Annotated in this window: 10 protein-coding genes; 3 read left to right on the top strand and 7 right to left on the bottom strand. The window is 72.2% G+C overall.

Going from position 1 to position 11,921, the window contains the following annotated elements; all coding sequences use genetic code 11:
* Positions 1-49 precede the first annotated feature (49 nt).
* Entirely contained in the window at positions 50-598 is a 549-nt protein-coding gene (folE, locus tag KDM41_14675) for a GTP cyclohydrolase I FolE (GenBank protein MCB1184671.1), read from the bottom strand.
* A gap of 427 nt (positions 599-1,025) precedes the next feature.
* On the opposite strand from folE, the gene KDM41_14680 reads away from it, so the two are divergent.
* Together KDM41_14680 and gltA are read left to right on the top strand one after the other, a co-directional pair.
* The gene (locus tag KDM41_14680; protein ID MCB1184672.1) at positions 1,026-1,907 is read left to right on the top strand and encodes a sulfide/dihydroorotate dehydrogenase-like FAD/NAD-binding protein; all 882 of its coding nucleotides are present in this window, start codon (positions 1,026-1,028) and stop codon (positions 1,905-1,907) included.
* A 10-nt stretch (positions 1,908-1,917) separates the two neighbouring features.
* A complete protein-coding gene (gene gltA / locus KDM41_14685) occupies positions 1,918-3,393 on the top strand; it encodes an NADPH-dependent glutamate synthase (protein ID MCB1184673.1) in 1,476 nt (491 codons plus the stop codon).
* Positions 3,394-3,524: 131 nt separating this feature from the next.
* Here gltA and KDM41_14690 read toward each other — a convergent pair whose 3' ends face one another.
* From KDM41_14690 to lnt, 3 genes are read right to left on the bottom strand one after another with little or no spacing between them, the layout of a single operon-like run.
* A complete protein-coding gene (locus tag KDM41_14690; GenBank protein ID MCB1184674.1) occupies positions 3,525-4,109 on the bottom strand; it encodes a phosphoribosylglycinamide formyltransferase in 585 nt (194 codons plus the stop codon).
* A 16-nt stretch (positions 4,110-4,125) separates the two neighbouring features.
* Positions 4,126-4,674, bottom strand: coding sequence for an NUDIX hydrolase (locus tag KDM41_14695; protein MCB1184675.1), 549 nt, complete (start codon positions 4,672-4,674; stop codon positions 4,126-4,128).
* The gene (lnt, locus tag KDM41_14700) at positions 4,671-6,305 is read right to left on the bottom strand and encodes an apolipoprotein N-acyltransferase (protein ID MCB1184676.1); all 1,635 of its coding nucleotides are present in this window, start codon (positions 6,303-6,305) and stop codon (positions 4,671-4,673) included. The genes KDM41_14695 and lnt overlap by 4 nt, the downstream gene beginning before the upstream one ends.
* Before the next feature lie 141 nt (positions 6,306-6,446).
* Here lnt and KDM41_14705 point away from each other — a divergent pair, with 141 nt between their 5' ends.
* Complete coding sequence (locus tag KDM41_14705; protein ID MCB1184677.1) at positions 6,447-8,501, top strand: glycosyltransferase family 39 protein; 2,055 nt, start codon at positions 6,447-6,449, stop codon at positions 8,499-8,501.
* Between the two features lie 22 nt (positions 8,502-8,523).
* On the opposite strand, the gene KDM41_14710 is transcribed toward KDM41_14705, so the two are convergent.
* From KDM41_14710 to KDM41_14720, 3 genes are all read right to left on the bottom strand, one after another.
* Positions 8,524-10,062 carry a sigma 54-interacting transcriptional regulator gene (locus KDM41_14710; protein MCB1184678.1) on the bottom strand — a complete coding sequence of 513 codons (1,539 nt, stop codon included), beginning with the start codon at positions 10,060-10,062 and terminating at the stop codon, positions 8,524-8,526.
* Between the two features lie 211 nt (positions 10,063-10,273).
* Positions 10,274-11,287: a phosphoribosylformylglycinamidine cyclo-ligase gene (locus tag KDM41_14715; protein MCB1184679.1), complete on the bottom strand. Its 1,014-nt coding sequence runs from the start codon at positions 11,285-11,287 to the stop codon at positions 10,274-10,276.
* A gap of 148 nt (positions 11,288-11,435) precedes the next feature.
* Positions 11,436-11,921 (bottom strand): hypothetical protein (locus KDM41_14720; protein ID MCB1184680.1); only part of this gene is annotated, 486 nt, incomplete at its 5' end.

Below are 11,921 nucleotides of genomic sequence, written 5' to 3' on the forward strand. Positions count from 1 at the left end.
GGGGACGTTCCTGCCTTTCGTCCCCGGTGGCGCCGCGTCGGCGCGTCCCTCACGGAATCTGCCGAATCAGCGTCAGAAACTCCCCCCGCGTCTTCGGATCGTTCTTGAAGCACCCGAGCATCTCGCTCGTCACCGCGTTGGAGTTCTGCTTCTGGATGCCGCGCATCATCATGCACAGGTGCTGGGCCTTGAGCACGACGGCCACGCCGAGGGGCTGCAGGTTGTCCATGAGGCAGGTGGCGATCTGGGCGGTCATGCGCTCCTGGACCTGCAGGCGGCGGGCGTAGGCCTCGACCACGCGGGCGATCTTCGACAGGCCGACGATCTTGCCGGCGGGGATGTAGGCCACGTACGCCTTGCCGAAGAAGGGCAGCATGTGATGCTCGCACACGCTGTAGAAGTCGATGTCGTTGACCACGACCATCTCCTTGCCCTCGGCCTGGAAGAGCGCACCGCGCACCATCTCCCCCGGATCCTGCTGGTAGCCGGCGGCGATTTCGCCCCAGGCCCGCGCCACCCGCTGCGGCGTCTTGACGAGGCCCTCGCGGTCGGGGTCTTCCCCGATCTCGACGAGCATCTGGCGGATCAGCTTCTCCATGGCCAACTCCCGTGGGCAAGGGTTCCGGTGCGCCGCGTGCAGGGTGCACGGCCGGAAGCGCTCCCGCGGCGGGACCGCGGGTGTGACGGCAACGATACGGTCCCCCGCGCCGCCGTCAAGGGGCGCTTCCCCGGCAGGCCTCCCACCGGTGGCACGGAAGGTGCTACAACGGTTTCGAGACGGCGCCTTCACGGCAAAATGCCTCTCGCACAAAGGGCTGCGGAACCCGAGATCATGGCGGTACGGCGATCCCCCCGTCCGCTGCCGGATCCGACGCAGCCCTTTATTTTGCCATACATGATCAAAATGGCCTAAATATCGACAATACAAATCATTATCACCTTTTTTGCCTTGCCTCGCCCGCGCAGCAAACTAATTTTGAAACTTGTTAATCCTCTACCAACTCCCTCTTCGCAAGGAGCCTGCCGTGGGGAACAGGATCGTCTACGCCAAGGAACTCGCGCCGAAGACCCGCCTGCTCGAGGTCGAGGCCGACCACATCGCCAAGCGCGGCCAGGCCGGGCAGTTCATCATCCTGCGCGTCAACGACGAGGGGGAGCGCATTCCCCTGACCATCGCCAACCGCAACCCGGACAAGGGCACGATCACCCTGGTCTACCAGGAGGTCGGCAAGACGACCGAGATGCTCTCGCAGCTCGACGTCGGCGATGAGATCCACGACCTGGCCGGTCCCCTGGGCAAGGCGACGGAGATCCCCACGGGCAAGACGGTGTGCTGCGTCGGCGGCGGCATCGGCAACGCGGTGGTGTGGCCGCAGGTGCAGGCGCTGAAGGAGTCGGGCAACCGGGTCATCGCCATCCTCGGCGCCCGGACCAAGGAGCTCCTCATCCTCGAGGAGGAGATCATGAGCCTCGCCGACGTCACCATCACGACGACCGACGACGGCAGCTACGGACGCAAGGGCATGGTCACCCACGCCCTGGAGGACCTCATCGACGAGGGCGAGAAGATCGACGAGGTGATCACCATCGGCCCGGTGGTCATGATGAAATTCGTCTGCCGGACGACCGAGCCCCACGGCATCCCCACCCAGGCCTCCCTGAACCCGATCATGGTGGACGGCACCGGCATGTGCGGCGCCTGCCGCGTCACGGTGGGCGGCGAGACGCGCTTCGCCTGCGTCGAGGGTCCGGAGTTCGACGGCCACCAGGTCGACTTCGACGAGCTGATCACGCGGCTGGCCTACTACCAGCCCGAGGAGCGCGCCGCGAGCGACGCCTATCACCGGTGCCGCATGGAAGAAGCCGCCGACAAAGCCACCGCCGAGCACCTCGGCACCGACCGGTAGGGAGGCCGACATGAGCGACCAGAAGAAGCGCGAGATCAACAAGGCCAGGACCAAGACGCCCATGCGCGAGCAGGCCCCCATGGACCGCATCCTCAACTTCGAGGAGGTGCCCCTGGGCTACAACGAGATCGAGGCGACGCAGGAGGCCCTGCGCTGCATCGACTGCAAGAACAAGCCCTGCGTGGCCGGCTGCCCGGTGGGCATCGACATTCCGGCCTTCCTGAAGCTCGTCGGCGAGAAGAACTTCGAGGGGGCCCTGCGCAAGATCAAGGAGAAGAACTTCCTGCCGGCCATCTGCGGGCGCGTGTGCCCCCAGGAGGACCAGTGCGAGATGGTGTGCACCCTGAACAAGCCCGAGAAGGGCCGCGAGCCGGGCGGCATCGGGCGTGTCGAGCGCTTCCTCGGGGACTACGCCATGGAGCACAACCTGAGGATCACGCCCGAGATCGCGCCGTCGACCGGCAAGACGGTGGCCATCATCGGGTCCGGTCCGGCCGGCCTGACGGCGGCCAGCGACCTGGCGCAGAAGGGCCACAAGGTCACCGTGTTCGAGGCCCTGCACAAGCCGGGCGGCGTGCTCTTCTACGGCATCCCCCAGTTCCGCCTGCCCAAGGAGATCCTGCTGCGCGAGATCGACGGCATGAAGGACATGGGCGTCGAGTTCGTCATGAACTACCCCGTGGGCAAGGCCGAGCCGCTGGACTCGATCCGCAAGCGCTTCGACGCCGTGTTCATCGGCACGGGCGCGGGCCTGCCCTGGTTCCTGGGCATCCCGGGCGAGAACCTCAACGGCGTCTACAGCGCCAACGAGTTCCTGACGCGGGTGAACCTGATGCGGGGCTACAAATTCCCCGACGGGTCGGACACGCCGGTCAAGAAGATCAAGCGCATCGCCGTGATCGGCGCGGGCAACACGGCCATGGACTCGGCCCGCACCGCCAAGCGGCTGCAGCCCGAAGTGGTGTACCTGGTGTACCGCCGCAGCCGCCTGGAGATGCCCGCGCGGCTCGAGGAGATCCACCACGCCGAGCAGGAGGGCATCGACTTCCACCTGCTGCACTCCCCCATCGAGATCGTCGACGACGGCAAGGGCGCGGTGGGCGCCATCCGTTGCCAGGAGATGGAGCTGGGCGAGCCCGACGCGAGCGGACGCCGGCGCCCCGTGCCCATCGAGGGCAAGGTGCGCGAGTTCGCCGTGGACACCGTGGTGATCTCCATCGGCCAGGGCCCGAACCCGCTGCTGTCGGCGGACTGCCCCGAGCTGGCGCGGGACGCGAAGAAGGGCACCATCGTCATCGACGAGAACATGCAGACGAGCTTCGACAACGTCTTCGCTGGCGGCGACATCGTCACCGGCGGTGCCACGGTGATCCTGGCCATGGGCCAGGGCCGGGTCGCGGCCGACGCCATGCACCGCTACCTGACGACGGGCGATCCCAACGATCCGGCCGGCAGGACCGGCGAGGTTTGCCCGAACCTCATGTAGTTCCGTACATTTCCGCTGCGGGGACACCACCCGCGTTCCCGGTCGGGCCTGCATCCCGGCCAGGAAGAGAAGAGCGCCCCCTCGGTACCGGTCGAGGGGGCGTTCTGTTTCCGGGGCGATGCGGGGTCGGGTCAGGCGCCGGTGAGGTCGCGCGCCAGATCGGCCAGCACCCGCGGGTAGAGTTCGCACTCGGCGGCGAAGACCCGCGCCGCGAGGGACGCCACGTCGTCGTCAGGCCGGACCGGGACCCGGGCCTGGCCCAGGATGCGGCCGTGGTCGTAGACCTCGTCGACCAGGTGCACGGTGCAGCCGGTCTCGGTCTCGCCCGCGGCGAGCACCGCCTGGTGCACCCGGTCGCCGTAGAAGCCCTGCCCTCCGTAGGCCGGCAGCAGGGCCGGGTGGATGTTCACCACCGGACCGGTGAAGCCGTCGGGTTTGATGTAGTAGCAGAGATAGCCCGCCAGGACGATGAGCCGCGGCGCGTGGAGCGCGAGCCAGGCGTTGATGGCGGCGTTGTGGGCGGCGGCGTCCGGATAGTCGCGCCGGCGGAATACCGCCACGGGCGTGCCGTGGTCGCGGGCCACGGCCACGCCGCGCGCGTCGCCGCGGCTGCTGACCACCGCCGCGATCTGCAGGGGCAGGCTGCCGTCGGCGATGCGGGCGTGGAAGTTCTCCAGGGTGCGGCCGCTGCCCGAGAGCAGGACCGCGGCTTTCACCGGTGCGGACACGGGGTCACCTCTCGTCGTCGACCGCGGGGGCGCGGCGGGAATCGTGCTCGTCGCGCAGACGCGCGAGCACCCGGCGGTGGGCCGCGAAGGCCACCGGTCGGGGCAGGTCGTCCAGGGGGAAGAAATCGACCGCGTCGGCGTCGTCGCCGGCGGCGAGTCGGCCGCCCGTCTCCTCGGCCCGGTAGAAGACCACGAGCACCGGGATGTCCGGCGGCAGGATGCCGGACTCGACCGCGTACAGGCCGGTGAGGCGGACCTCCAGGCCGGTCTCCTCCAGGGCCTCGCGACGGGCCGTCTCCTGCACGTCTTCGTCCCACTCCATGAAGCCCGTCGGCAGGGACCACTCGCCCTGCTTGGGCGCGAACCTGCGGCGCACCAGGCACACGGCGTCGCCGCGCAGCACGATCACCCCCGCGCCGGGCGCCGGGTTCAGGTACTGGACGAACCCGCAGGCGGGGCAGACCGGCCGCTCCCGTCCGCCCTCCTCGCGCCGCGCCAGGGCGGTCCCGCAGTGCGGGCAGGTGCGGAAGACGTGGCGGTCGGCGGCGCTCATCGCGGGTTCCTTGCCGCCGCGCCGGACAGCACCGCGGCACACCAGAGCAGGAGCAGCACGCCGACGGGCCAGGCCCCCGCCTTCACGTACAGCGTGCGGCCGTCGCCGGGAAGGATCTCGGCCCGCACGACGCCGCGCCGGCCGAGGTCGAGACTGTCGAGGACGCGGCCCCGGGCGTCGCAGACGAAGCTGATGCCGTTGTTGGCGCAGCGCACCACCGGCACGCCGGATTCGACGGCCCGCAGCCGCGCCAGCCAGGCGTGCTGCCGCGGTCCGGCCGACTTGCCGAACCAGCCGTCGTTGGTGATGACGACCAGGCACTGGCTGCCGCGGCGCACGCTGTCCCGCGCGAGGTCGGCGAAGACCGACTCGAAGCAGATCAGGCCGCTGATGCGCAGCCCTCCCCCCGCCAGCGCGACATTCATGGGCTCGGGCGGCAACCCCGGCGTCCACTCGGCCTGGCCCAGATCGACCTTGTGCAGGAAGGGCAGCACCGACTGGAAGGGCATGGTCTCGCCGATGGGCAGCAGGTGGTGCTTGGCGTAGGTCGCGCGCTGGCCCGCCTGGGGGTCGAACAGGCCGGACGAGTTGTAGGTGCGCACGACGCCGTCCGGGCCGCGGTCGGCATCCGGGAAGCCGGTGTACACCCAGGCGGCGGCTTCGCGCACCGTGGCGCGGAACCAGCGCAGCAGTTCCTGGTCGTAGCGCAGGTAGGCCGGCACCGCCGTTTCGGCCCAGACGACGAGGGCGGCCCCGTCGGCACCGGCGCGGGCGGTGAGTTCCCGGTACGGGATGCGGGTCGAGTCGATCCGGGCCTGCACCCACTTGTCGCTCAGGGCGACGTCGGCCTGGACCGCCGCCACCGGCACCGGCCGGGTGGCGGTGCCCAGGCTGTCGGCCAGGTGGGTGTGGGCGGCCGGGCGCTCCGGCTCCCAGGCCGCGCCCGCGACCAGGAACCCGAGCATCACGGCGCAGGCCGCGCCGGCGGCGACGAGGGTGCGGCCCCCGGCACCGCGGGCCTCGCCGGGCAGGCGGCGGAACCACCAGCGCTCGCCGAGCAGAGCCAGCAGCAGGGCGAGCACCGCCACTCCCGCCCCCACGCCGATCTCGCCGGCGGCGCGGGCCAGACCGATGGCCGGCGTGCCGATGATCGCGGCGCCGCTCAGGCACCACGGAAAGCCCAGCTCACCCCGGCTGCGCAGGGCTTCCATGGCGACCCACACCGCCGGCAGCAGCAGCAGGGCCCGGCGCGCACCGAAACGCCGGCGCAGGTGACCGACGACCCAGCCGAGCCCCAGATAGAACAGGCTGACATAGAGGATGGCCGCCGCGGCCTGGACCGGCACGAGGGCCCGGGTCGGGATGGTCTGCGACGGCTCGAGCAGGAAGAGCCAGTGCAGCACCGCGGTCTGGTGCACGATGCCGAAGGCCCAGCCCGTGCGGGCCGGCCAGGCGCCGTGGATCAGGGCCAGGAAGAGGGCCGCCAGGCCGAGAGGCACCAGCGGCGCGGTGCCCGCGAAGGGCGGCAGGCCCAGAGCCATGACCACGCCGGCGAGGACGGCGAGGGTCAGGGCCGGCAGGGGGCGTCCGGCGGGCGGGGCCGGCGCAGGGGCAGTGGGTGCGGCGTCCATGCCCGGCAAAATACCCGACGCCCCGGCGCCTGTCCAGCGCACGGGTCGAGGTTGCCCCAGGACCGCTCCAACTGGTAGGATCGTGGCCTGTTCCGGTCCGGTCTCCGGCCGGACCGCCCGCTTTCCCGACAGGCGGTCGACATGCGTGAGCCCCACCGCGGGTGGGCCGAGAGCCCCGGCGCCCAGTTCTGGGTGGTGACCGGCGTCGCTCTCGTGCTGCGCCTGCTGCACATCGTCGCCATGAGCGACCCGGCCCGGAATCCGGCCTTCCTGGCGCCCGTGATGGATGCGGGCGTCCACGACCGCTGGGCCGAGGGGCTCGTCGCCGGCACCTGGCCACCGGCCGAACCGTTCTTCCGCGCCCCTCTGTACCCCTATTTCCTCGGTCTGCTCTACGGCGTCTTCGGTTCGTCCCACCATCTGGCGGTGCAGGTGGTGCACGGGGTCGTGTCGGCCATCGGGCCGGGCCTGGCCGCGTTGGCCGCCCGGCGCCTGTGGGACGCGCGGGCGGGCTGGGCCGCCGGCCTGCTCCTGGCCGGGTCGTGGTCGAGTATCTGGTTCAGCGGCGAACTGCTGGCCGTCACCCTGGTCGTGAGCCTGGACCTGCTCGGGTTGTGGCTGCTGCTGGGGCGGCTCGACCGTCGGCGCCTCGTCGGCAGCGGGTTCGTGTTCGGGCTGGCGGCCATCACGCGGCCGACGGTGCTCGCGGTGCTGCCGGCGGTGCTCTGGTACGTCGGACGCGCCGGCCCGGCGGCGGGTGTCCGGCGGGCGGCGTCCTGGCTGTGGCTGGCCGTGGGCCTCGTGGCGGCCATCGCGCCGGTGAGCGTGCGCAACCTCGTGCGCGGCGGCGAGCCGGTGGTCATCGCCGCGTCCGGCGGGGTGAACTTCTACATCGGCAACAACCCCTGGGCCAACGGCCGGGTCGCCTTCCTGCCCGGCGCCCCCCTCGACTGGCAGGGCGAGCTGGGCGACGTGGTGGCCCTGGCCCGGCGGGAGTCCGGCGAGCCGCTCGGCGCCCTGGGCGCCGACCGCTGGTTCTGGCGGCAGGGGCTCGGCTGGTGGCGGGACGACCCGCGCGCCGCCCTGGTCCTGACCGCCCGCAAGATCGGGCTCCTGGCGGCGGCCCAGGAACGCTCGAACAACCGCAACCTTCCGTTCTGGTGCGCACGCAGCCCGGTGCTCCGGTGGCCGGTGTGGCCCGGGTGGGCGCTGCTGCTCGGCCTGGCGGTCGTCGGCCTCGCACGTCGCGACCTGCCGCCGGACCGGCGTCGGCTCCTGGTGGGCCTGCTCGTCCTGTCCGCCCTCGCCCTGCTGCCGTTCTTCGTCAACGCGCGCTTCCGCCTGCCGCTGCTGGCATGGCTGGCCGTCCCCGCAGGCGGCGGCGCCGTCGCGGTGTGGGAGACCATGCGGCGACGGGGCACCGGGCTGGTGCCCCGGGCGGCCCTCGTCGCGGCCGGCGCCGTGGTGACCGTGAGCGTCGTCCCCGACGCCGTCGCCTACCGGCCGGATCCGGCCAACGACTTCGAGAGCTGGCGCAGCCTGGGCAACAGCTACCTGCAGATCGGCGACGAGAAGCGGGCCATGGCGGCCTGGGAGGAGGCTCTGGCCGCCGACGCGCGCAAGCCCCACGAAGCCTACCGCTGGACCCTGCCCCAGGTGTACAGCCCCCTCGTGCAGCTGCACCTGCAGCAGCACCGACCCGACGCCGCCCTGGCGGTGCAGCGCCGCTGGGCCGCCCGCCTGCCGGACGATGTGCACGGCCAGCTGGGTCTGGCCAACATGCTCCTCGCGGCCGACCTGCCCCGCGAAGCCCTCCCCGCCCTGGAGAAGGTGCTGCAGGACCATCCGGAGAATCTCGACGCCCGCCTCGGCCGGGCCTGGACGCGCCGCCGCCTGGGTGACGCCGCCGGGGCCCTGGCGGACTTCACCGCAGTCGTCGCGCGGAAGGACAACGCCAACGCCGAGCTGGGCGTCGGTCTGGCCCTGGTCGACCTGGGCCGCTGGGCCGAAGCCGAGGCCCACCTGACGGCGCTCCAGCGCCGCCACCCGGAGCTGTGGGAGGCCGACGAGTCCCTCGCCGCCGTCTACGAGGCCACCGGCCGCATCGCCGAGGCCAGGGCGAGTTGGCGGCGGGTCCTCGCCGCGCGCCCGGGCAACGCCCGGGCACGGGAGAACCTGGCGCGCCTCGGCCCCTGAGATGACGCCCCCCGGCGGGTGCTCAGGCGCCGCCGATCAGGTCGGTCATCTCGTACCGCGCGATCTTCTTGTACAGCCCCTGGCGCGACAGGCCGAGCCGACGCGCCGCGGCCGCCTTGCGGCCCTCGGTCGCCGCCAGCGCCTTGCGGATCAGGTAGCGTTCGAGGATCTCGTTGGCCTGGGTGAGCTCGCGCAGGGTGCCGAGATCCTCGGCCCCGTCCCCCGGCGCCCGCGACGACTGGATCTCGGGCGAGAGGTGGTCGACGCGGATCACCGTGGTGTCGCCGTGCAGGGCGCAGAAGCGCTGCACCTCGTTCTCCAGCTCGCGCACGTTGCCCGGCCACGACCAGGCCTGCAGGCAGGCCAGGGCCCGCTCGGTCAGGCGCATGCGGCCCACCGGCCGGCCCTTCCGCTGCAGGAAGTGGGCGAAGAGCGGCGCCACGTCCTCCGGGCGGTGCCGCAGGGGCGGGATCTGCAGGCACACGACCTTCAGACGATAGAAGAGGTCGAGCCGGAAGCGGCCGACACGGATCTCGTCCTCGAGGTCCTTGTGGGTCGCGGCGACGAAGCGAATGTCGACCGGCTTGGCGTGCAGCTCGCCGATGCGCCGGACGCGGCGCTCCTGCATCACCCGCAGCAGCTTGATCTGCAGGGCCAGCGGCATGTCCCCGATCTCGTCGAGGAAGAAGGTGCCGCCGTGCGCCGCCGCGAGCAGCCCCTTCTTGTCGGACGCCGCGCCGGTGAAGGCGCCGCTCTTGTGGCCGAAGAGTTCGGACTCGAAGAGGGTCTCGGGCAGGGCCGCGCAGTTCTGGCCGACGAAGGGACCCTTGGCACGCTCGCTCCCGGCGTGCAGCGCCGCGGCCACCACCTCCTTGCCCGTGCCGCTCTCGCCGCGCAGCAGGACATTCACGCCGCTGCGCGCCACGTCGGGCACACGCCGGCCGAGGTCGAGCATCTCGCGGCTCGCCCCCACGCAACCCGGGATGCCGGGCACCGGCGCCGGCCGCGGCAGGGGGATCTCGCGGGACCAGGGGTCGCGACTGGCGCCGACCCGCGCGGTGGGCAGGGTCCGCTCGGCAGGCGGCTCGCCGTTCCCGCGCGCCGGCTCGGGAAAGAGCATGAGCTGCGGCGAGGGCAGGGTCGCGGCATGGCCCCGCGGCTCGAGCTGCGGCAGGACCGGTCCGAGCCGGGCGCCGAGACGCTGTCCCCACAGGAAGATGCTCTCGCGCCATCGCTCGCCGGCGGCGAACCAGATGGCCAGGGCGCCGCCCACCTGCCCGCGGTGCAGCAGGGGTTCGACCCAGAGGGCGGCCTCGTCGTCCCGCTGCACCAGCTCTTCGCGGCATTCGACCATGGCCCGCAGCAGCGCGCCCAGGGGCAGGCGTTCGGCGCGGCCGTCGCGGCGGGCCGTTCCCGTCGCCCACTGGAAGAGCACTGCCAGGGGCGCCGACGGGTCGTGTCCCTCGCGGCGCACCACCCACACCGCCGCGCCGCCGGCGCCGTGGGGAAAGCCCCGCACCTCCTCTTCCCAGAACCGATCGGTTTCGTCGCGTGTCCTCATGTCTCCCCTTTCGCCGGTGTGGACCCCGGGCCTTGCAGGGAGTGGGCCGCCCCCGGCGCTTCCGCCAAGACCCGGGACGGCTGGGGTTTCCGGGACCGGTGGCCCCGGGGGCGTCCCGGGCGTGTCCCGAACGGGGACGTCCGGCCTGCGACGGGAACGGCCGGCCCGCAGGGGCCGGCCGTCACCGCCGGATTCGTCGGTCGCGACCGGGTCAGAAGGGCAGCGCGACCCGGGTCGCACCGGGCTTCACCTCGCCGATGCGGATGGCGTCGCTGCCGGGCACGGCGGCCAGATCGACCCCGGGCGGGGCGATGACGACCAGGCCGATGCCCATGTTGAAGACCCGGTGCATCTCGGCCTGGTCCACGCCGCCCTTCTCGCCGATGAGGGTGAAGATTGGCAGCGGCGTCCAGGCGGTCGGATCGATATGGACGCACAGGCCGTCGGGGATCACCCGCGGGATGTTGTCGGTGAAGCCGCCGCCGGTGATGTGGCAGAGGCCCCGCACCGCCTCGCGGCCGTGGGCCTCCCACATGGCCCGCACGGGTTCCAGGTAGCTGCGGTGCACCGCGAGCAGGGCGTCGCCCACCGACTGGCCGCCCAGTTCCTGCGGCGTGTCGGCGACGGTGTAGCCGGCCCGGTCGAAGAGCACGGCCCGGGCCAGGGAGTAGCCATTGGTGTGCAGGCCGGTGCTGGGCAGGCCCCACACGGTGTCGCCGGCGCGGATGCGCGAGCCGTCGATGACGTCCTCGGCGCGGACGCGGCCCACGATGGTGCCGGCCAGGTCGAACTCGCCGTCGCCGTACACACCGGGCATCTCGGCGGTTTCGCCGCCGAGCAGGGCCGCCCCGTTGTTGCGGCAGCCCCGGGCGAAGCCGGCGATGATCTCGGGCAGCACGTCCTCCTCGAGGCGGGAGGTGGCGAAGTAGTCGAGGAAGAAGAGGGGCTCGGCGCCCTGGACCAGGATGTCGTCGACGCAGTGGTTGACGAGGTCCTCGCCGACGGTGTCGTAGCGTCCGGCCAGACGGGCGATCATCACCTTCGTGCCGACGCCGTCGACGCTGGCCACCAGCAGCGGCTCGCCCGGCGCGGCCTGGAAGAGTCCGCCGAAGGCGCCCAGCTCGTTCTTGACCCGGGTGTCCCAGGTCGAACGCACGGCCTCCTTGGCGCGGGCCAGGGCGCGGGTCGCGGCGTCGATGTTCACACCGCTGTCGGCGTACTTCATGGGATCCTCCCTCGGGGCGCTCGGTTGGGGGCCGCTCCGCACGCATCGGACCGCGCGGGTTCGCGCGCGGACGACGATCGGACGACGATCGGACAACAACGGGATAATAAGCGGCGGGCAGGCAGGGTTCAAGGTGGCGGGGGCGGGATCAGCCTTCGGCCTCGAGAGTCTTGAGGCCGTGCAGGGCCAGCCGGCGGTTCAGGGCGTCGAGGACGGCGTAGACCACCGCCTGCTGCCGGTTGTGGCTGGTGCCGCAGGTGCCGAAGAGGGTCGTGCTGCGGCGCCCCTCGACCAGATCGACGGCCGTCAGGACCACTTCGTGTCCCCCCACGCTGTCCAGGCGCACGTCCCGCAGGTGCAGCAGCACCGGGTCGGCGATCAGCTCGGCCACGGCGGCCACCGCGGCCTGGGCGACCAGGGACATGTCGCTGTCGGCGTGGTTCAGGCCCTCGCGGCGCCCGCGGGCCTCGATGGTCCCGGCGCGCAGCTCCACCTCGGCCCGCACCGAGGTCTCGGAGGTCATCACCCCCACGCTGCTGCAGACCACGCGCGGGGCGAGGTCCTCGGCCACCAGGATGGCGGGGATGGGCGGCACCTCGGGGGCGACGGCGCGCGGCGCCGCCGCGGGCGAGGC

The sequence above is a fragment of the bacterium genome (assembly GCA_020440705.1).
In the GTDB taxonomy this organism is placed as follows: domain Bacteria; phylum Krumholzibacteriota; class Krumholzibacteriia; order LZORAL124-64-63; family LZORAL124-64-63; genus JAGRNP01.

What these genes read in the sequence shown, in the direction of transcription:
- gltA (MCB1184673.1), top strand. Translation starts at nt 1,918, where the DNA reads ATGAGCGACCAGAAGAAGCGCGAGATCAACAAGGCCAGGACCAAGACG.
- lnt (MCB1184676.1), bottom strand. Translation starts at nt 6,305, where the DNA reads ATGGACGCCGCACCCACTGCCCCTGCGCCGGCCCCGCCCGCCGGACGC.
- KDM41_14715 (MCB1184679.1), bottom strand. Translation starts at nt 11,287, where the DNA reads ATGAAGTACGCCGACAGCGGTGTGAACATCGACGCCGCGACCCGCGCC.
- KDM41_14695 (MCB1184675.1), bottom strand. Translation starts at nt 4,674, where the DNA reads ATGAGCGCCGCCGACCGCCACGTCTTCCGCACCTGCCCGCACTGCGGG.
- folE (MCB1184671.1), bottom strand. Translation starts at nt 598, where the DNA reads ATGGAGAAGCTGATCCGCCAGATGCTCGTCGAGATCGGGGAAGACCCC.
- KDM41_14710 (MCB1184678.1), bottom strand. Translation starts at nt 10,062, where the DNA reads ATGAGGACACGCGACGAAACCGATCGGTTCTGGGAAGAGGAGGTGCGG.
- KDM41_14705 (MCB1184677.1), top strand. Translation starts at nt 6,447, where the DNA reads ATGCGTGAGCCCCACCGCGGGTGGGCCGAGAGCCCCGGCGCCCAGTTC.